Here is an 18,481-nt window from a genome sequence, read left to right on the forward strand (position 1 = left end):
TGGGAATGCCTTCGGAGAAATTCCGGCTGAAAAGGGGCGGGATGACCGGATCTCGCCGGGCACCTCCCCGTCCGGACGCCCCCGAGTGCCACCCTGCCCAGTCGGCGCACGGCCGATCCGACTGCGGAAGATTTCGGCCGACGACCCCGGGAGCGTTCGACCGACACACTCGGAACGCACGCGCACCCCCCTCGGAAATATCGCCCTCCACCAACCTCATATGAAATTCCGGCATTTCCTGGTTATGCTGTCCGCTTCCTGAAGTCCGTATTGCCGAACAGATGGGACCGCTGTATGGGCACGCCGGAGTTTCCCGGCCGCTTGCAGGCGACGTTCGTTCCGGATCCCGATGTGCCGGGGCACGGTGTCATGGCCTTCTGGGGCACCCCCGAACCCTCGGCGGAGGCGGCGGCGCTGGGCCTGCCGGCCGCCGCCGGCACCACGGGCACCGGCACCCGGCTCACCACTCCCCCCATGCTTCCCACCCTTCTGCCGCACGGCGGCTCCCTGGTGGACGTGGACGTTCCCGCGTTGCTGGTCCCGGTCGGCGAGGCGGTCGGCGCGCTGGCCGCCCTCACCGCGACCGAAGCCGCAACCCAAGCCGGAGTCGAAACCGGAATCGAAGCCGCGACCGGAAGCGGAACCGGAGTCAGAGCCGACGCCGAGGAGGTCGAGGGCGCCGAGAACGCCAACGACGTCGACGACGCCGAGGACGAGGCAGAGCCCGCCGCACCCGACCGCCCCTGGGGCCACTCCGTCCACGCCTGGGTCGTCGCCGCCCGGCTCGCCCTGGAGCACGTCACCGCCGGCCACCTCGTCCCCGTCCTGCGCGAGGCCGGCGAGGGCCGGGTCCGCGCCCACTGGCGGGCCGTGACCGACGGCGACCCCCGGCTGGCGGCCCTCGCCACGGCCCTGCCCGCCGCCGCCCACGCGCTGCGCGTCCCGACGCCGGACGGCACCCCCGGGTCCGACGGCACGGACCCCGGGGAGGCGCGCGTCTGGTCCCCGCTCGCCCTGCTCACCGCGTTCTGCGACGCCGTCGCCGATGCCTGCGCCCGCGCCTCCGCACCGGCGGCCGACGGCACCGCCGACTCCTGGACCACCATCCTCACCACCACCCCCGCCAGCACCGTCACCACCGCACTCACCACCACCCCACCAGCACCGAAACCACCACCCCTGCCACCGCCCTCACCACCACCTCCAACCCCGCCGAGGTACCAGCCCCCACCACGCCCACCCCCGCACAGCTCGCGGACTGGGTGGCGGCCGGCGGCGGCGAGCGGGCCGCCGTCCGGCTCCGCCTCCGCCTCGGCACGCCCGCCGGCCCGGATGCGCTCTGGCCGCTGACCTTCCATCTGGAGGCGGTGGACGAACCGGACGTCCTCCTCTCCGCCCACCGCGTCTGGGACGCCGGCTCGGGCACCCTCTCCCTCGGCGGCCGGATCCTCGACGCCCCGCAGGAGGCGCTGACCGAGGGGCTGGGCCGCGCGGCCCGCGTGTTCCGGCCCCTCGCCGCCTGCCTGGACGAGAGCCGGCCCACCCGGGTCCTGCTCAACCCCTTCCAGGCGGCGCGGCTGTTCGGCGACACCGCGACCGCCCTGGACACCGCGGGCATCGGGCTCACCGTCCCGGAGGAGCTGAGCGGCGAGGGCGGCAACGCCCTCGTCCCCCGCCTCCGCGTCGGCACCCGCCGGAGCCCGCGCGGGAACGGCGCCGCGCCCCGCGCCCGTACCGTCACCTACCGCTGGGAAGCCGTCGTCGGCGACGAGGTGGCGACCCCTGACGAGGTCGCCCTCCTCGCCTCCCGCGGCGAGCCCCTCGCCCCCTGGCGGAACACCTGGATCCGCCTCGACCCCGACCGGGTCGGCGAACTGGCCGCCCTCGTCGGGACGCCGGGGCGGCTCTCGACCGCCGAGGCGCTGTCCATCGCGTTGTGCGGCCGCCACCGCACCGAGGAGTTCGGCGACGTGCCGGCCGTCGCCGACGGCTCGGTCGCCGACCTCGTCGGCCGGCTGCGCGAGGCGGGCAGGCGTACCGAGCCCGACCTCACCGGCGTGTGCGCGGACCTCCGTGACTACCAGCGGCGCGGCGTCGCCTGGCTGCAGTCCCTCACCGACCTGGGCTTCGGCGCGCTGCTCGCCGACGACATGGGCCTCGGCAAGACCCTCCAGACCATCGCGCTGCTCGCCGGCCGCACCGGCGACCGCCCCCGGCTCGTCGTCTGCCCGACCTCCGTCGTGAGCAACTGGGAACGTGAACTGGCCCGGTTCGCCCCCGGCCTCACCGTGCTCCGCCACCACGGCGCGCGACGCGCCACCGACCCGGCCGCGTTCACGCCGGGCGCGGTCGTCGTCACCAGCTACGCCCTGCTGCGCCTGGACGCCGAGCTGCTCGCCTCCGTCGGCTGGGACCTCGTCGTCCTGGACGAGGCGCAGCAGATCAAGAACCACACCGCGCAGACCGCCCGCGCGGCCCAGCGCCTCGACGCCCGGGCCCGCGTCGCGCTGACCGGCACCCCGGTCGAGAACCGGCTGTCGGAGCTGTGGTCGATCGCGCACTTCACCAATCCCGGGCTGCTCGGTTCGCACCGGCGGTTCAGGGAGCAGTTCGCAGGGCCGATCGAGCGCGACGGCGACCGGGAGGCGGCCGGGCGGCTGCGCGCCGTCGTCTCGCCGTTCGTGCTGCGGCGGATGAAGAGCGCGGTGGCGGACGAGCTGCCGGCCAAGATGGAGTCCACGGTTCCGTGCGACCTCACCGCCGAGCAGACCCGGCTCTACCGGGCCGCCGTCGCGGAGGCGCTCGACGGCGGCGACGGGCTCGGCTCCGGCAGCCGCCGGCAGGGCAACGTGCTGCGGCTGCTCACCCACCTGAAGCAGATCTGCAACCACCCGGTCCAGTACCTGGGCGAGGAGGACACGGCGGCGGCCGGCTCGCTGGCGGGCCGCTCCGGGAAGCTGATGCGGGCGACCGAGATGCTGGGCGAGGCCGTCGCGGCGGGCGACCGGGCCCTCGTCTTCACCCAGTACCGCGTCATGGGAGAGTTGCTGGCCCGCCACCTCTCCGCCGAACTCGGGCTGGAGGAGGTGCCGTTCCTGCACGGCGGCACCCCGGCCGAGCGGCGCGACGCGATGGTGGACGCGTTCCAGCACGACGACACGGCGTCCCCGCTGCTCGTCATCAGCCTCAAGGCGGGCGGCTTCGGCCTCAACCTCACCCGCGCCTCGCACGTCCTGCACTACGACCGTTGGTGGAATCCCGCCGTCGAGGACCAGGCCACCGACCGCGCCCACCGCATCGGCCAGACCAGGACCGTGCACGTGCACAAGCTGGTCACCGCCGACACCTTCGAGGAGCGCGTCGCCGCGCTCCTGGAGAGCAAGCGCTCGCTCGCGGACTCCGTCGTCGGTACGAGCGAGACCTGGCTGGCCGAGCTCGACGACGACGCCCTGCGCGCCCTCGTCCGCCTCGCCGGCTCGGAGGAGTCCACGGGCGCGGGCGACCCGACCCCATCGGCAGCCACAGGAGAGACGGCATGAGCCCGCCACCCGCCGCGGCACGACTTCCCGAGGCACCACACCCGCCGGGGAAGAGCCCACCACCCGGAGGAGCCCGACCGTCCGCAAGAAATCCGCCACCCGTGAGAAGCCGTCCGCCCCGAGCGGCACCTGGTGGAGCAGGCGCTGGGTCCGCGCCCTGGAGTCGCTGGGCGCCACCTACCCCAACCCCCGTCTCCCGCGCGGCCGTACGCTGGCCCGCCAGGGCGCGGTCCAGGGCCTGACGGTCCGGCCGGGCGAGATCACCGCCCGGGTGGAACTGGCCAAGTCGGGATACGAGGTGACGCTGCGGCTGCCGGTCTTCGGCGACGCCGAGTGGTCGGCCGGCGTCCGGGTGCTGGCCGGGCAGCTCCGGCACGCGGCGGCGCTGCTCGAAGGCCGGATGCCGGAGGACATCGACGACACCTTCGGCAAGGCCGGGCCGGCCCTCTTCCCCCGGCGCGGGGAACTTTCCTGCCACTGCGACTGCCGGGACGCCGGTGACCCTTGTTCCCACGGTGCCGCCGTCCACTACGCGTTCGCGGAAGCCCTCCAGGACAACCCCTTCCTGCTGCCCGCCCTGCGCGGACGCGACAGGGAGAGGCTCCTGACCGAGCTGCGGGCGGCCCGGTCGAGCAGCACCACCGACGCGTCCGCCACCCCGTCGACCATGACGGTCTCCGAACTCCCGTCCGCCGCCGCCTACTTCACCGGCGGCGATCTCTCCGCCGTCCCCCTGCACCCCCAGCCGCCCGCCGACCCCGCCCACGGGCTGCGCCGGCTCGGGCCGCCGCCGGGCTGCTCACCGGCCGACGCCGAACTGCTGGCCGGCGCGGTGGAACGAGCCGCCGCCCACGCGTGGCGCACGGCCGGAGGAAGCACCTGAGCGAAAACGGAACCCCCCAGCCTCACTTCTCCTTGAGCTTGAGGTACCGCAGGACCTCCTTGTACAGCTTGTCGCCGTCCGCCCGCGCCTTGCCCTTCTCCGGCATCGTCACCTCCAGGTACCAGGCGGTGTCCTTCGCCTTGTTGACGATGACGCGGGTGCGGCGGACGGCCTTGGGGTCGTCGTCGCCGGAGCCGGACTTCCGGTAGACGGTCGTCATCTCCACCGACTCCCGGCCGTCGAAGGAGGGCGCGGACCCGACCGACACCCGGGCGTCGGCGACCCCGGTGATCTCGCCCTTCTCCAGTCTCGTCCTGCGCTTGGCGGCCTGGATGCGGGCCGAGTCGACCTGCTTGTCCTTGTCGGACGCGTCGACGGAGCCGGCGGGCGGGTCGTTGTGGGTGAACAGGGAGACCCGGTAGACCCCGCCGGGGTCGTTGAAGAGCACCAAGTGCTCGTCGGGCTTGATCTCCTTGACGTAGTCCTCCGGCACGGCCAGCGACGCCTTGACGACCTCCGGCTCTTCGACGACCTTCCAGTGCAGCGGCGTCGCCGGCCCGTAGCCGAACGGGTTGACGGCGAACAGCGCCACGGCGGCCCCCACCACCACGACCCCGACGCCCAACGACCACTGCGTCTTCCGCTTGTGGTGCAGCACCGGCGGGATCCACCGGCTGCCGGTGACCGGTACCGCCGGGGCGACGGGCACCGGCGGAGCCGGCCGCGCGACCTCCTCCAGGGCCGCGCGCACCTCGGACGTCGTCGGCCGGGCGGACGGCTCCTTGCGCAGCAGGCGCATCACGATGTCGGTGAGGGCGGCCGGGCCCCGGGTCGGCCGCGGCGGTTCCGCGGAGAGCACGGCCTGCATCGTCGCCTGCGTGTTGGAACGGCGGAACGGCGACATGCCCTCGACGGCCGCGTACAGCACGACGCCCAGCGACCACAGGTCGGACGCGGGCCCGGGCCGCTGCCCCAACGCCCGTTCCGGCGCGACGAACTCGGGCGAGCCGATGAAGCCGCCGGTCTCCGTGAGGCCCTGCTCGCCCTCGATCTGCGCGATGCCGAAGTCGGTGAGCACCACCCGGTCGTGCCGCCCGAGCAGGACGTTGTCCGGCTTGACGTCCCGGTGCAGCACCCCGGCCTCGTGCGCCGCCTCCAGCGCGCCCAGCACGGCGAGGCCGACGCGGGCGGCCTCGCGGGCGTCCAGCGTCCCCTCGTTCAGCCGGCCGCCCAGCGACTGGCCCTTGACCAGCTCCATGACGATCCAGGGCCGGCCGTCCTCCACCACCACGTCGTGCACGGCGACGACGGAGGGGTGCGCGACGCGGGCCGCGGCGCGGGCCTCGCGCTGCATCCGCAGGTGGATGGTCTGCCGCATGGACTCCGGCAGGTGGTCCGGGACGCGCGGCTCCTTGACGGCGACCTCGCGGTCCACGACCTCGTCGTGTGCCCGCCACACCGTGCCCATGCCGCCGTGGCCCAGCCGCGACCGGAGCAGGTACCGGCCGCCGATCCGACGGCCCGCGCCCGGCTCGGCGGCTCCGGCGGCGGCCGTTCCCGGGCCTCCGGCCGCCACCGAAGCCCCGGCCGCCCCCGGAGCCCCGGCCGTCCCTGAACTCACGGCCGCCCCCGGGCCCACCGCCGTCCCCGGCCCCCGACCGGTCCCGTCCCGCCGGGTGCCACGTCGGCAGCCGCACCGGGCGCGACGGCCATCGCGGCCGGGTCCTGGGTCAGCGGCGGCGCCGCCGGGTCCGCGTACGGGTTCGGCCAGGCCGGGGCCGGCGGCCGCAGGTCGTAACTGGTGGGCTGATGCGCCCTTCCCCCGTCGTTGGTCATGCCCCCATCATCGGCCACGCGCGCCGGGCCCCGTAATCCTCCCCGTGGCCGCCCTCGGCGCCCCCTCCCCAAGTCCCGCCTCCCCCGCCGTCCGTCGCCCCTCGCCCCCGAGGCCCGAGCGCCACGCCCCACCCGCCCCTACCGCCTCGGCCACCCCGAACAGGGGTTCCGCCCGGCCGGACCGCCGTATTAGCGTGAGGGGCCGGGCGCGGGACGCGGGCCTGGAACGACGGGACGACAGAACGACGGGACGGCCGCCACCGGCCGGGAACCGACCAGCAGTTCACGAGTACGACGGAACACACGAGTACGACGGAACGACGGAACGACGAAAGACCGCAAAGGACCCAGCCGTGCCCCACCCGCAAACCGTGCCTCCCTCGCAACCGGAGCCCCACCACCCGGCCGGAAGACTGCTCGCCGTCAGCGACCTCCACATCGCCCACGCCGAGAACCGCGCCCTCACCGAGACCCTGCGCCCCACCCACGACGACGACTGGCTGATCGTCGCCGGCGACGTCGCGGAGCGGTACGACGACGTCGAGTGGGCCCTGCGGCTGCTCGCCGGCCGCTTCGCCAAGGTGATCTGGGCGCCCGGCAACCACGAGTTGTGGACCCCGCCCAAGGACCCCTGCGACCTGCGCGGCGAGAAGCGCTACCTGCGCCTGGTGGAGCTCTGCCGCGAACTCGGCGTCGCCACGCCCGAGGACCCCTACCCGGTGTGGGAGGGCGACGGCGGCCCGGTGGCCGTCGCGCCGCTGTTCACCCTCTACGACTACACGTTCCGCGTCCCCGGCGCCGACACCAAGGAGGAGTCGCTGCGCCGGGCCTACGAGGCGGGCGTCGTCTGCACCGACGAGCACTTCCTGCACCCGGACCCGTACGCCACCCGCGACGACTGGTGCCGGGCGCGCGTCGCCTACACCGAGCGCCGGCTGGCGGAGCTCGACCCCGGTATGCGGACGGTCCTCGTCAGCCACTGGCCACTGGTCCGCGAACCCACCCGGATCCTGCGCTACCCGGACTTCGCCCAGTGGTGCGGCACCGAGCTCACCGCCGACTGGCACGTCCGCTTCCGGGCCGCCGCCGCGGTCTACGGGCACCTGCACATCCCCCGCGTGACCCGGTACGACGGGGTCCGCTTCGAGGAGGTGTCGGTCGGCTACCCGCGCGAGTGGCGGCCCCGGCCGCCCCGGGAGCCGCTCCGGCAGATCCTGCCCCAGCCCGTGGACGAGCCGGGAGCCGTCTGGTGATCGCCGCACTCCTGCCCGCCTGGGCCGTCACCGAACACGCCTTCACCGACGCCCCGGACGACCCGGTGAGCCTCCTCTTCCCCGAGGAGGCCGCCCACGTCGCCCGCGCCGTCCCCAAGCGCCTGCACGAGTTCGCCACCGTCCGGGTGTGCGCCCGCGCCGCCCTCGGCCGGCTGGGCCTCCCGCCCGGTCCGCTGCTGCCCGGCAAGCGGGGCGCGCCGGGCTGGCCGGACGGCGTGGTGGGGAGCATGACGCACTGCCAGGGCTTCCGCGGTGCCGCGGTCGCGCGGGCCGCCGACGCGGCGTCGCTCGGGATAGACGCCGAGCCGAACGGGCCGCTCCCGGACGGCGTCCTCGCCATGGTCTCGCTGCCGTCCGAGCGCGAGTGGCTGGCCGGCCTGGCGGCCCGCCGGCCGGACGTGCACTGGGACCGGCTGCTGTTCAGCGCCAAGGAGAGCGTCTTCAAGGCGTGGTACCCGCTGACCGGCCTGGAGCTGGACTTCGACGAGGCCGAGCTCACCGTCGATCCGGACGCCGGCACGTTCACGGCCCGGCTGCTGGTGCCGGGCCCGGTCGTCGGCGGCCGCCGGCTGGACGGCTTCGAGGGGCGCTGGACGGCGGGCGAGGGCCTCGTCGTCACGGCCATCGCCGTCGCGGCGCCGACCGGTGCCGCGACGGAAGGAACCGCGGAGGCCGAGGACGACCGGGCCGCCGTCCCGTAGAACCGGTGTGGAATCCGGCGCGGAATCCGGTGTGGCGACGGGTGTGGCGGCGGATGTGAACACCGGCGTGGCGCCCGCCGACCGCGTCGGGGGCGCCACGAACGGGCGCCGGTCCCGCGGGGCCCTCCGCCGTGCGGAGCGGAGGCCCGGCGCGGACGCGCCCGGTGTCGTCGGGGTGCGGTGCGTCAGTCGGCGACGCAGACGTTGCCGTTGGTCGAGTTGAGCAGACCGACGATGTCGATGGTGTTGCCGCAGAGGTTGATGGGGAGGTGGATCGGGATCTGGATGACGTTGCCCGAGATGACGCCCGGGGAGCCGACGGCCGCCCCCTTGGCGTTCGAGTCGGCGAGGGCGGTGCCGGAGACGCCGGCGAGCGCCGTGCCCACGGTGGCGGTGAGGGCCGCTGCCTTGGCGATTCGTGACATGGGGTGACACCTTCGTTCGGTCTGACAGGGTCGAGACTCACGGCCGCTGACGGCCGGGAGCCCGGATCAACGCCCGATCACCCCGAAGGTTTCGAATCGTGCGGCGGACGGGTGACCGGCGGCCGAACGGCCCCGCCGGGCCCCGGAAGCTGCCATGACGTCCGTGCGACGTCTGTACAGCCGCGCCCCGCACCGCGTCCAAGGGACGGACGGACGACCGGCGGGGAGGGACGGCCATGCGCGGGATCGATCGTCGGAGCGGGCCAGGCCGGACTGGTCTGGCGCTGGGGCTGCTGGGGACGGACGGCGGCCCTTCCGGTGGTGAGGTGGGGTGGCGCTCGATGAGCGGCGGGTGGCGCTCGGCGGGTGGCGGGTGGCGCTCGGCGGGTGGTGCCAGTGCTCGGCGGGTGGCCGCTCGGGGCGTGCGTTAGCGTGGCCGGATGAGCACGACACCGGCCGCCCCGGCCACCGCACGGCGCAATCCCGGTCAGGGGCCCGTCGTAGCCGCGGTGTCCCTCGGCGGCGGGCTGGGCGCGGCGGCCCGCTACGGCGCCGGTCTGCTGTGGCCGACGCCGGACGGTGCCTTCCCCTGGACGACGTTCCTGGTCAACGCGACCGGCTGCGCCCTGATCGGCGTCCTGCTGGTGACCATCGCCGAACGGGGTTCCCCGCACCGGCTGCTGCGTCCCTTCCTCGGCACCGGGGTGCTCGGCGGCTACACGACGTTCTCCACCTACGCCGTCGACGTCCGTGACTTCCTGGCGGACGGCCGCACGGCGACCGGGCTGCTGTACCTGGCCGCGACGCCGCTCGCCGCGCTGGCGGCGGTGTGGGCCGCGTCGGCCGTGACGCGCCGGCTGGTGCGGGGAGGACGACGGTGATCCCGCGCGGGCCGGCGCTCCGGCTGACGGTGTACCTCGGCGAGTCCGACACCGCGCACGGCCGGCCGCTCGCCTCCGAGCTCGTCCACCGCGCCCACCGCGCCGGGCTGGCGGGTGCCAGCGTGTTCCGGGGCGTCGAGGGGTTCGGCGCCTCGTCCCGCGTGCACACCGCGCGGCTGCTGTCGCTGAGCGAGGACCTGCCGGTGGCGGTGGTGATCGTGGACGCGCCGGAACGGGTACGGGCGTTCCTGCCCGTCGTCGACGAGCTGCTGGACGAGGGGTCCGGCGGGCTCGTCACCCTGGACGAGGTCGAGGTCCACCGGGGGTGAACTGGCTGTTCGTCGTCGCCGGCGCCATGGCCGGCGCTCCGCTGCGCTACCTCACCGACCGGGCCGTGCAGGCGCGGCACGATGCGGTGTTCCCCTGGGGGACGTTCACGGTCAACGTCGTCGGCTGCTTCGTGCTGGGCGTGGTGACCGCCGTGGCTCCGGAGGACGTCCGGCTGGGGCTGGGTACCGGGCTGTGCGGGGCGCTGACCACGTACTCGACGTTCTCGTACGAGACGCTGCGGCTGGCGGAGGACGGGGCGCGGGGGCCGGCGGTGCTCAACGTGCTGGGGAGCGTGGGCGCGGGGCTGGGGGCGGCGTACGCGGGGGTGTGGCTCGGCGGGTGGCTCGGCGGGGTTTTCTAGCGGGGTCTGGTCACGGTCCCCCGCCGCACGGCCTGTTCACGCCTCCCCCAAGTGCTCCAGCAACACCCCCCACAACTCCCGTGCCGCGCGCGGCGGGGGCGCGTCCTTGCGGTGGGCCACCGCGACCGTCCGCCGCATCCGGTCGCCCTCGAACGGCGTGACGCGCAGCCCCGAGCGGGCGGCGACCATGCCGGGGACGACGGCGACGCCCAGCCCGGCCCGGACGAAGCCCAGGACGGCGTCCATCTCGCCGCCCTCCACCGTGAACGACGGCTCGAAGCCGGCCGCCCGGCAGGCCGCGATCGTCATCTCCCGCAGGTCGTAGCCCCGCCGGAACATCGCCATCGGCAGCCCGCGCAGGTCCTCCACCCGGATCCGGGCCCGCCGGACCGGCGGCGGGGCGGACGTGGACGAGACGACGACCAGGTCCTCGTGGAGCAGTTCGGTGGTGGTCAGGGCGGGGGCGCCGACGCCCAGCGGGGTGATGATCAGGGCCAGGTCGAGATCACCGCCGGCCAGGCCGCGGACCAGGTCGCGGGAGCCGCCCTCGTCGATGAACAGCTCGATCCCCGGGTAGCGCGCGTGGTAGGCCCGCAGCACGTCCGGGACCAGGCTGGCGCACAGGCTCGGCGGCGCGCCGAGCCGTACCCGGCCGCGCCGGAGCTGGGCCACCTCCTGGACCTCACGCCGCGCGGTGTCGGTGTCGGCGAGGATGCGGCGGGCGAGGGGCAGCAGCGCCTCGCCCGCGTCGGTCAGCGTGATGTTGCCGCGCACCCGGTGGAACAGGTCGGCGCCCAGCTCCCGTTCGAGCGTCCGGATCTGCTGAGAGAGCGACGGCTGGGCGACGTGGAGGGTCTCGGCGGCGCGGGTGAAGTGCCGTACCTCGGCCACCGTCGCGAAGTAGCGGAGCTGCTGGAGTTGCACGCCGAACAGGATAGATAGGCGTTGCCTATGGAAACCAGGTCCGTCATGTCTTGGACGCATGAATCTTGCCGACCTACTGTCGGCGCATGGCACTGGCGACCCGGACGGAGCGTTCCCCGTCCCCCACCGAGCCCCCCACCGGGCGTTCCCCGTCCCTCGTGGGCCTGCTGTGGCGCTCGACCGTCGGCAAGAAGGCGGTCATGGCGACCACCGGGCTGATCATGCTGGCGTACCTGGTCGCCCACATGCTGGGCAACCTGAAGGTCTTCTTCGGGCCAGGGGAGCTCAACCACTACGGGCACTGGATCCGCACCATCGGCGAGCCTTTCCTGCACCGCATGTGGTTCCTGTGGCTGACGCGCGTGGTGCTCACGGCGTCCGTGGTGCTGCACGGCGTGGCCGCCTACCAGTTGAGCCGCCGGGACCTGGCCGCGCGGCCGGCGCGGTACGAGCGGAAGCGGGCCCGGGCGAGCTACGCCACCCGGACCATGCGCTGGGGCGGGGTGATCCTCGGTTTGTTCATCGTCTGGCACATCCTCGATCTCACCACCCTCACCGTGAACCCCAACGCCGAGGAGGGGCACCCGTACCAGAACCTGGTGGCGTCCTTCGACCGCTGGTACGTGAGCGCCTTCTACATCGCCGCGATGCTCGCCCTCGGCCTGCATGTCCGGCACGGCTTCTGGAGCGCGGCCCAGACGCTGGGCGCCAACTCCCCGCGCCGCGACCGGGCGTTCAAGGTGATCGCCAACGGGCTGGCCGCCCTGCTGACCCTCGGCTTCCTCGCCGTCCCGATCGGCGTGCTGACAGGAATCGTGAGCTGACATGTCCGACCATGACGTCCGTTGGACCACGGACGACGACCACGACCGGCCGGCCGGCCGCCGGACCGCCGGCGACGACCACACCCGCTGGAGCGTCGGCGCCCCGATCGCCGACACCAAGGCCCCCGACGGACCGATAGCCGAGCGCTGGGACCGCCGGCGGTTCGAGGCCAGGCTCGTCAACCCGGCCAACCGCCGCAAACAGACCGTCATCGTCGTCGGCACCGGCCTGGCGGGCGGCGCGGCCGGCGCCACCCTCGGCGAACAGGGCTACCACGTCGTCCAGTTCTGCTACCAGGACTCGCCGCGCCGGGCGCATTCCATCGCCGCCCAGGGCGGCATCAACGCGGCGAAGAACTACCGCAACGACGGCGACTCCGTCCACCGCCTCTTCTACGACACGGTCAAGGGAGGCGACTTCCGCGCCCGCGAGTCCAACGTGCACCGCCTCGCCCAGATCTCCGTCGAGATCATCGACCAGTGCGTGGCCCAGGGCGTGCCGTTCGCCCGCGAGTACGGCGGCCTGCTCGACACCCGCTCGTTCGGCGGCGTCCAGGTGTCGCGGACGTTCTACGCCCGCGGCCAGACGGGCCAGCAGCTGCTGCTCGGCGCGTACCAGGCGCTGTCCCGGCAGATCGCGGCCGGGAACGTCGAGATGCACCCGCGCACGGAGATGCTGGACCTGATCGTCGTGGACGGGCGGGCGCGCGGCATCGTCGCCCGCGACCTGATCACGGGGGCCGTCCGGACGTACTTCGCGGACGCCGTGGTCCTGGCGACGGGCGGCTACGGCAACGTCTTTTACCTCTCCACGAACGCCAAGAACTCCAACGCCACGGCCATCTGGCGGGCGCACCGGCGCGGCGCGTACTTCGCCAACCCCTGCTTCACCCAGATCCACCCCACCTGCATCCCGCGCTCCGGCGACCACCAGTCCAAGCTGACGCTGATGAGCGAGTCGCTGCGCAACGACGGCCGCATCTGGGTGCCGAAGGCGCGGGGCGACACGCGCCCGCCGGCCGAGATCCCGGAGGACGAGCGCGACTACTACCTGGAGCGGATCTACCCGTCCTTCGGCAACCTCGTCCCGCGCGACATCGCCTCGCGCGCCGCGAAGAACGTCTGCGACGAGGGGCGCGGCGTCGGCCCCGGCGGGCAGGGCGTGTACCTGGACTTCGCGGACGCGATCCGGCGGATGGGCCGGAAGGCGGTGGAGGCGAAGTACGGCAACCTCTTCGAGATGTACGAGCGGATCACCGCCGAGGATCCGTACGAGGTGCCGATGCGCATCTATCCGGCGATCCACTACACGATGGGCGGTCTGTGGGTCGACTACGACCTTCAGACGACCGTTCCGGGTCTGTTCGCGATCGGCGAGGCCAACTTCTCGGACCACGGCGCCAACCGGCTCGGCGCGTCCGCCCTGATGCAGGGCCTGGCCGACGGCTATTTCGTCCTGCCGTCGACGATCAACGACTACCTGGCCCGGCACCCGCACGCCCCCGTCCCGGAGGACCACCCGGCGGTGACGGAGGCGGTGGGCGAGGCCACGGACCGTCTGGCCCGGTTGCTGTCCGTAGACGGCGACCGGACGCCGGACTCGTTCCACCGCGAGCTGGGTGAACTGCTGTGGGACGAGTGCGGCATGGCACGGACGGAGAGCGGCCTGCGCAAGGCCCTGGACCGCATCCCTTCGTTGCGGGAGGAATTCTGGCGCCGGATCAAGGTCCCGGGGACCGGTGAGGAACTGAACCAGTCCCTGGAGAAGGCCAACCGGATCGTCGACTACCTGGAACTGGCCGAGCTGATGTGCCTGGACGCGCTGCACCGCACCGAGTCCTGCGGCGGCCACTTCCGCGAGGAGAGCCGGACGCCGGAGGGCGAGGCGGCGCGCAAGGACGACGAGTTCTCGTACGCGGCGGCCTGGGAGTTCACGGGGACGGGCGGCCCACCCGTACTCCACCGGGAAGAGCTCACCTTCGAATACGTCCACCCCACCCAGCGGAGCTACGCGTGAACCTCACCCTGCGCATCTGGCGCCAGCGCGACGCCGGTTCGCCCGGCGCCATGACCACCTACGAGGTCAGGGGCATCAGCGAGGACATGTCCTTCCTGGAGATGCTCGACCACCTCAACGAGGAACTGATCCTCGCCGGCGACGAGCCCGTCGCCTTCGACCACGACTGCCGCGAGGGCATCTGCGGCGCCTGCGGCATGGTCATCAACGGCCGGGCCCACGGCCCGGAGCGCACCACGACCTGCCAGCTCCACATGCGCCACTTCACCGACGGAGACACCATCGACGTCGAGCCGTGGCGGGCCGCGGCGTTCCCGGTCGTGAAGGACCTGGTCGTCGACCGCTCGGCGTTCGACCGCATCATCGGCGCCGGCGGCTACGTCTCCGTCCCCACCGGCTCCGCTCCCGAGGCCCACGCCACCCCGGTCCCCAAACCGACCGCCGACCTCGCCTTCGAACACGCCGAGTGCATAGGCTGCGGCGCCTGCGTCGCCGCCTGCCCCAACGGCTCCGCCATGCTCTTCACCTCCGCGAAGGTCGTCCACCTCAACGTCCTCCCCCAGGGCGCCCCGGAGCGGGAGTCCCGCGTCCTCGACATGATCGGCACCATGGACGCGGAGGGCTTCGGCGGCTGCACCAACACGGGCGAATGCGCCACGGCGTGCCCGAAGGGCATCCCGCTGACGGCGATCGGGCGGATGAACCGGGAGTATCTGCGGGCTACGGTGAAGGGGCGGGGCGGGCGGCCGTAAAAGGGACGCCCAAGTCCCCGTCGTTCGGTCGGTATTGCCGAGGTGAACATGCCGAGCCCACTCGTCCCGACCGGGCCCAGCGACCGGAAGCAGGGAGCTCCCCGAAAATGTCGGCTTTCATCCGAGAAGGGCGCCTCTTCCGAGTCGCCGGCTTCACCGCGACACACCGGCAGTTGATCCTGGTGAGTGAAGCCACTGCGATCGACAAGACGACGACGCACATCGAGGTCTATGCCGGCCACGTGGAGCTGATGTTCCTCAAGCCCATCTACCACGACGGGTTGCACCTTCGGCGCGCCTCGGACGTGGAATTCGAGACGCTGAGGGAGCGACATGACCTGAAGGCAGAGGACGCAGAATGGACCTGGATGCTGGAGCCAGGGAATGGGAGCTTCATCGTCAGCGGCCGGCCCGCTTGGCGTGAGGTCGAATACTCGCTGATGGACCGCGAGTCACTGTTCGATTTCTCCCGTCCTTGGCCCCCGGATCACCCCGCTCAATGGGGCGACGTGGGCTAGGCGCTCGACGCCAAGGGGTCAGTGGTCGTAGGAGACCAGGGCAGATGCTGTGCGGCATACGGTGGATCGATGACCTCGGGTTACTGGAACCACAATGTTCACTACCATCGGCTCGTGCTCGACGCTGTGCCGGTTGGGTGCCGTGCGGCATTGGACGTCGGATGCGGCGAGGGACTGCTGGTGCGCAAGCTGGCCCGACGAGCCCAGTCGGTGACCGGTGTGGACAGCTCCGGCCCGATGATCCGCCTGGCTCGTGAAGGCAGTGCGGGTCTGAGCAGGGTGACCTTCTCTGAGGCGGACTTCCTCGACGGGGCTTCGCATGGACCGCTTGCCGCGGGCACGTACGACTTCATCAGTGCCGTAGCGGTGGTCCATCACGTCGAGTTCGAACAGGCGGTCAAGGCCATGGTTCGCCTGCTCACGCCCGGCGGACGTCTGGTGATCGTCGGCTTGGCCCGCAACCGGACGCCGCAGGACTGGATCATCAGCGGCGCGGGGGTCCCGGCCGCCCGGTTCCATGCCCGCCGCCACGGCGGCAAGACCGACCCGGACGGCATGCCCGTCCGGATGCCTGCCATGGCTTGGGGCGAGGTTCGCAAGGAGGCGAGACGACTGCTGCCCGGCTGCCGCTTCCGTCGCCATCTGCTGTGGCGTTATTCGCTCATTTGGGACAACCTCCAGTACTGATACCGCGCCGGTCATCGCCGCTACTTCGGGGTTCGCGGCCGCCCCCGGACCGCACCCTGCACGGCCTCACGGCCGCCTTCGCGCTGACCGGCACCAAGGCGTCGCACACCACCTAGGGCGAGGCCCGGGAGGCCGTGAGCGAGGGGGCCTGCGTGCACGAACGCAGGCAAGGAGGCGCGCGTTTACGCGTACCCCGGCCGCTCGGAGCTGTTCGTCTCTTCGGGCGGCGGTGCGGGGCGCTTAGCATGGACGTATGAGTGAGCTGCTGCCGGTCGCCGGCGATGACGGGTCCGTGCGTGCGTCGCACGCCGAGCGGGACGCGATCGTGGAGCGGTTGAACGAGGCGGCGGCCGAAGGGCGACTCGACTTCGGCGAGTTGGAGGAGCGGGTGGAGCGGGCGCTGAGCGCCCGGACGCATGGCGAACTCGCCGCGCTCACCGCCGACCTGCCCGCCCGGCCGGGCGCGGATCCGGCCAAGCCGCTGACACTCAAGGGCGGCATGCACGGCGCGAAGCGCGAGGGCCTCTGGACGGTGCCCGCGCGGATCGTCGCCCACGGCGGCATGGGCGGCGTCGTCCTCGACTTCACCGCGGCCGAGTGTCGGCTGCCGGAGGTCGCGGTGGAGGCGGAGGGCGGCATGGGCGGTGTCGTGCTCGTCGTCCCCGAGGGCTGGGGCGTGAACACCGACGGCATGGAGGGCGGGGTCAAGGACAAGACCGCCACCACACCGCGCCTTCCCGGGACCCCGCTGATCCGCGTCAGCGGAAAACCGGGCATGGCGGGCGTCGTCGTCCGCCACCCCAAGCGGCGCGAACTACGGCGGAGCAAGCGGCGCGCGGAGCTCACGCAGGGCTGAGGCCGCGCTCCCGCGTGGAGTCGAGGCTTTACGCGGAGCTGAGACACCCATGGCTACGGTGCCGGGATGAGCGACGACGCGATCCGGTTGCGCCCGGTTCAGGACGATGACTTCCCCGAACTCAATCGCTTTCTGACCGACCCTGAGACCGTCGGGCCGTTCCAATGGACCGGATGGACCGATCCCCGCGCCTGGCGGCGGCGTTGGGAGGAGAACGGGATGCTGTCCGACGACGGCGGCGTGTTGGCGATCGTCTCGGGCGGTGGTGACGACGGCGCCCGGCTCGGCATCGTCGGATGGCGGAAGGTCGTCAACTGGCGCACGTCCTTCTCCTGGAACATGGGCGCCCAGCTCTTCCCCGCATTCCGCGGTCGCGGTGCCGGCACCGGCGCCGGCACCCGGGCCCAACGGCTGCTGGTGGAATACCTGTTCGCCCACACGATCGCGCATCGCGTCGAAGCGGACACCGAGGCGGAGAACGTCGCCGAACGGCGCGCCCTGGAGAAGGCGGGCTTCACCTTCGAGGGGATCATGCGCGGCTTCGCCTTCCGGGACGGGAAGTGGCGGGACGCGGCCCGGTACGGCGTGCTCCGGGATGATCTGCTGCCGGGCTCCGGGTAGACCCGGGGCAGCCTGTTCCCCGGCCCCGGGCACGCCAGGCCGGGAACCCGGGCCCTCCCCCGCACGACTCCCTTGAAGTCAGCTGATCGCCAAGGGGGTTTGGATGACTTCGGCAGTACAGCCGTCGCGCCGCGGGGTGCTGGGGGCGGCGGCCACGGGCGCTCTCGCCGTGGGGCTCAGCGGGGCGGGCGGCCCGGCCGCCGCCGCCTCGACGTACCGGAGCGACCGCGGTGACCGGAGTGGCCTCGGTGCCGGGGGCGACCAGAGTGACCGCGGGGACCGGGGTGCCGGCCGCCCCGTGGACGGGAACCGGCACAGAACGGTCGCGATCCTGCTCTACGACGGTTTCACCGCGCTGGACGCCGTCGGCCCGTACGAGATGCTCTGCCGCCTCCCCGACGTCCGCGTCGTCACCGTCGCCCACCGCCCCGGCCCCGTGCGTACGGACACCGGGCAGCTCGCCCTGACCGCCGAGCGGGCCCTGGCGGACGTACGCCACGCCGACGTCCTCCTCGTCCCCGGCGGCGGCAACCGCGGCACGACCGCCACCATGGAGGACCGGGCGATCCTGAACTGGGTGCGCCTTCTGCACCGCCGTACGACGTGGACCACCTCCGTCTGCACCGGCTCGCTGATCCTCGGCTCCGCCGGACTGCTGAAGGGACTGCCCGCGACGACGTACTGGGCCTCCCGCCCCTACCTGGCGAAGCTCGGCGCCGTCTGGACGCCCGGCCGCTTCGTCGAGACGGGCCGGATCATCACGGCGGCCGGCGTCTCGGCCGGCCTCGACATGGGCCTCCACCTCGCCGCCCGCCTCTGCGACGACCTCACCGCCCGGGCGACGCAGCTCGCCGTCGAGTACGACCCGCACCCGCCGTTCGACTCCGGCAGTCCCGAGAAGGCGGACGAGGCGACGCGACGGCTCGCGCTCAGGCTGATCGACGACGCGGCGGTCCCGGCGGCGTGAGGGGCGGGGTCGTCGGCGTGAGAGTGCAGGGTCGTCGGCATGAGGGGGCAGAGTCGTCGGCGCCTTACGGACTTACGGAAAGGGG

General features: G+C 73.2%; 20 protein-coding genes. 16 read left to right on the plus strand and 4 right to left on the minus strand.

The window, feature by feature from the left end; translation table 11 throughout:
- Positions 1-369 precede the first annotated feature (369 nt).
- The 3 genes from ACQEVS_RS11980 (at position 370) to ACQEVS_RS11990 (ending at position 4,422) form a co-directional block, all read left to right on the plus strand.
- Positions 370-1,350 (plus strand): hypothetical protein, encoded by a 981-nt coding sequence (locus tag ACQEVS_RS11980; protein WP_433019124.1) that lies wholly within the window; start codon positions 370-372, stop codon positions 1,348-1,350.
- Positions 1,263-3,539 carry a DEAD/DEAH box helicase gene (locus tag ACQEVS_RS11985; RefSeq protein WP_433019127.1) on the plus strand — a complete coding sequence of 759 codons (2,277 nt, stop codon included), beginning with the start codon at positions 1,263-1,265 and terminating at the stop codon, positions 3,537-3,539. The genes ACQEVS_RS11980 and ACQEVS_RS11985 overlap by 88 nt, the downstream gene beginning before the upstream one ends.
- 271 nt (positions 3,540-3,810) lie before the next feature.
- A complete protein-coding gene (locus ACQEVS_RS11990) occupies positions 3,811-4,422 on the plus strand; it encodes a hypothetical protein (RefSeq protein ID WP_433019130.1) in 612 nt (203 codons plus the stop codon).
- A 22-nt stretch (positions 4,423-4,444) separates the two neighbouring features.
- On the opposite strand, the gene ACQEVS_RS11995 is transcribed toward ACQEVS_RS11990, so the two are convergent.
- Both ACQEVS_RS11995 and ACQEVS_RS12000 read right to left on the minus strand, forming a co-directional pair.
- The gene (locus ACQEVS_RS11995; protein ID WP_433019133.1) at positions 4,445-6,043 is read right to left on the minus strand and encodes a serine/threonine-protein kinase; all 1,599 of its coding nucleotides are present in this window, start codon (positions 6,041-6,043) and stop codon (positions 4,445-4,447) included.
- On the minus strand, positions 6,040-6,258 hold the full coding sequence (locus tag ACQEVS_RS12000) for a hypothetical protein (RefSeq protein WP_433019136.1): 219 nt from the start codon (positions 6,256-6,258) through the stop codon (positions 6,040-6,042). The genes ACQEVS_RS11995 and ACQEVS_RS12000 overlap by 4 nt, the downstream gene beginning before the upstream one ends.
- A gap of 353 nt (positions 6,259-6,611) precedes the next feature.
- Here ACQEVS_RS12000 and ACQEVS_RS12005 point away from each other — a divergent pair, with 353 nt between their 5' ends.
- Positions 6,612-7,511 (plus strand): metallophosphoesterase family protein, encoded by a 900-nt coding sequence (locus ACQEVS_RS12005; RefSeq protein WP_433019139.1) that lies wholly within the window; start codon positions 6,612-6,614, stop codon positions 7,509-7,511.
- On the plus strand, positions 7,508-8,233 hold the full coding sequence (locus ACQEVS_RS12010; RefSeq protein ID WP_433019142.1) for a 4'-phosphopantetheinyl transferase family protein: 726 nt from the start codon (positions 7,508-7,510) through the stop codon (positions 8,231-8,233). Before ACQEVS_RS12005 ends, ACQEVS_RS12010 begins: the two co-directional genes overlap by 4 nt.
- A 185-nt stretch (positions 8,234-8,418) precedes the next feature.
- Here the strand turns inward: ACQEVS_RS12010 and ACQEVS_RS12015 are convergent, their stop codons facing one another.
- Complete coding sequence (locus ACQEVS_RS12015; RefSeq protein WP_351503252.1) at positions 8,419-8,658, minus strand: chaplin; 240 nt, start codon at positions 8,656-8,658, stop codon at positions 8,419-8,421.
- A gap of 440 nt (positions 8,659-9,098) precedes the next feature.
- On the opposite strand from ACQEVS_RS12015, the gene ACQEVS_RS12020 reads away from it, so the two are divergent.
- Genes ACQEVS_RS12020 through crcB form a run of 3 tightly spaced genes read left to right on the plus strand, consistent with a single transcriptional unit; the run spans position 9,099 to position 10,230 of the window.
- Positions 9,099-9,539: a fluoride efflux transporter FluC gene (locus tag ACQEVS_RS12020; RefSeq protein WP_433019146.1), complete on the plus strand. Its 441-nt coding sequence runs from the start codon at positions 9,099-9,101 to the stop codon at positions 9,537-9,539.
- Positions 9,536-9,868 (plus strand): DUF190 domain-containing protein, encoded by a 333-nt coding sequence (locus tag ACQEVS_RS12025; protein ID WP_433019149.1) that lies wholly within the window; start codon positions 9,536-9,538, stop codon positions 9,866-9,868. The genes ACQEVS_RS12020 and ACQEVS_RS12025 overlap by 4 nt, the downstream gene beginning before the upstream one ends.
- Positions 9,865-10,230 carry a fluoride efflux transporter CrcB gene (crcB, locus tag ACQEVS_RS12030; protein WP_433019152.1) on the plus strand — a complete coding sequence of 122 codons (366 nt, stop codon included), beginning with the start codon at positions 9,865-9,867 and terminating at the stop codon, positions 10,228-10,230. The genes ACQEVS_RS12025 and crcB overlap by 4 nt, the downstream gene beginning before the upstream one ends.
- Positions 10,231-10,266: 36 nt before the next feature.
- Here the strand turns inward: crcB and ACQEVS_RS12035 are convergent, their stop codons facing one another.
- A complete protein-coding gene (locus tag ACQEVS_RS12035) occupies positions 10,267-11,154 on the minus strand; it encodes a LysR family transcriptional regulator (RefSeq protein ID WP_433019155.1) in 888 nt (295 codons plus the stop codon).
- A gap of 86 nt (positions 11,155-11,240) precedes the next feature.
- Between ACQEVS_RS12035 and ACQEVS_RS12040 the strand changes: the two genes are divergently transcribed.
- The 8 genes from ACQEVS_RS12040 to ACQEVS_RS12075 all read left to right on the plus strand — a co-directional run bounded on the left by ACQEVS_RS12040 (position 11,241) and on the right by ACQEVS_RS12075 (position 18,396).
- The gene (locus tag ACQEVS_RS12040; protein WP_433019158.1) at positions 11,241-11,978 is read left to right on the plus strand and encodes a succinate dehydrogenase cytochrome b subunit; all 738 of its coding nucleotides are present in this window, start codon (positions 11,241-11,243) and stop codon (positions 11,976-11,978) included.
- A gap of 1 nt (position 11,979) precedes the next feature.
- Positions 11,980-13,995 carry a fumarate reductase/succinate dehydrogenase flavoprotein subunit gene (locus ACQEVS_RS12045; protein ID WP_433019161.1) on the plus strand — a complete coding sequence of 672 codons (2,016 nt, stop codon included), beginning with the start codon at positions 11,980-11,982 and terminating at the stop codon, positions 13,993-13,995.
- The gene (locus ACQEVS_RS12050) at positions 13,992-14,747 is read left to right on the plus strand and encodes a succinate dehydrogenase/fumarate reductase iron-sulfur subunit (protein WP_433019164.1); all 756 of its coding nucleotides are present in this window, start codon (positions 13,992-13,994) and stop codon (positions 14,745-14,747) included. Before ACQEVS_RS12045 ends, ACQEVS_RS12050 begins: the two co-directional genes overlap by 4 nt.
- A 107-nt stretch (positions 14,748-14,854) precedes the next feature.
- Positions 14,855-15,265 (plus strand): hypothetical protein, encoded by a 411-nt coding sequence (locus ACQEVS_RS12055; RefSeq protein ID WP_433019167.1) that lies wholly within the window; start codon positions 14,855-14,857, stop codon positions 15,263-15,265.
- A gap of 69 nt (positions 15,266-15,334) precedes the next feature.
- The gene (locus ACQEVS_RS12060; protein ID WP_433019170.1) at positions 15,335-15,952 is read left to right on the plus strand and encodes a class I SAM-dependent methyltransferase; all 618 of its coding nucleotides are present in this window, start codon (positions 15,335-15,337) and stop codon (positions 15,950-15,952) included.
- Positions 15,953-16,205: 253 nt separating this feature from the next.
- Positions 16,206-16,808, plus strand: coding sequence for a DUF1707 SHOCT-like domain-containing protein (locus ACQEVS_RS12065; protein ID WP_433019173.1), 603 nt, complete (start codon positions 16,206-16,208; stop codon positions 16,806-16,808).
- A 66-nt stretch (positions 16,809-16,874) separates the two neighbouring features.
- The gene (locus ACQEVS_RS12070) at positions 16,875-17,429 is read left to right on the plus strand and encodes a GNAT family N-acetyltransferase (RefSeq protein WP_433019176.1); all 555 of its coding nucleotides are present in this window, start codon (positions 16,875-16,877) and stop codon (positions 17,427-17,429) included.
- Positions 17,430-17,532: 103 nt separating this feature from the next.
- On the plus strand, positions 17,533-18,396 hold the full coding sequence (locus ACQEVS_RS12075; protein WP_433019179.1) for a DJ-1/PfpI family protein: 864 nt from the start codon (positions 17,533-17,535) through the stop codon (positions 18,394-18,396).
- The last annotated feature ends 85 nt before the right edge of the window (positions 18,397-18,481 follow it).

Source organism: Streptomyces sp. CA-181903, assembly GCF_050937075.1.
Taxonomy (GTDB): domain Bacteria; phylum Actinomycetota; class Actinomycetes; order Streptomycetales; family Streptomycetaceae; genus Streptomyces.

Bases quoted from the DNA above. Each gene is read 5' to 3' on its own strand.
- ACQEVS_RS11980 (WP_433019124.1), top strand. From the start codon at position 370: ATGGCCTTCTGGGGCACCCCCGAACCCTCGGCGGAGGCGGCGGCGCTG.
- ACQEVS_RS12000 (WP_433019136.1), bottom strand. From the start codon at position 6,258: ATGACCAACGACGGGGGAAGGGCGCATCAGCCCACCAGTTACGACCTG.
- ACQEVS_RS12015 (WP_351503252.1), bottom strand. From the start codon at position 8,658: ATGTCACGAATCGCCAAGGCAGCGGCCCTCACCGCCACCGTGGGCACG.
- ACQEVS_RS12020 (WP_433019146.1), top strand. From the start codon at position 9,099: ATGAGCACGACACCGGCCGCCCCGGCCACCGCACGGCGCAATCCCGGT.
- ACQEVS_RS12040 (WP_433019158.1), top strand. From the start codon at position 11,241: ATGGCACTGGCGACCCGGACGGAGCGTTCCCCGTCCCCCACCGAGCCC.
- ACQEVS_RS12045 (WP_433019161.1), top strand. From the start codon at position 11,980: ATGTCCGACCATGACGTCCGTTGGACCACGGACGACGACCACGACCGG.
- ACQEVS_RS12055 (WP_433019167.1), top strand. From the start codon at position 14,855: ATGTCGGCTTTCATCCGAGAAGGGCGCCTCTTCCGAGTCGCCGGCTTC.
- ACQEVS_RS12060 (WP_433019170.1), top strand. From the start codon at position 15,335: ATGACCTCGGGTTACTGGAACCACAATGTTCACTACCATCGGCTCGTG.
- ACQEVS_RS12065 (WP_433019173.1), top strand. From the start codon at position 16,206: ATGAGTGAGCTGCTGCCGGTCGCCGGCGATGACGGGTCCGTGCGTGCG.
- ACQEVS_RS12070 (WP_433019176.1), top strand. From the start codon at position 16,875: ATGAGCGACGACGCGATCCGGTTGCGCCCGGTTCAGGACGATGACTTC.
- ACQEVS_RS12075 (WP_433019179.1), top strand. From the start codon at position 17,533: ATGACTTCGGCAGTACAGCCGTCGCGCCGCGGGGTGCTGGGGGCGGCG.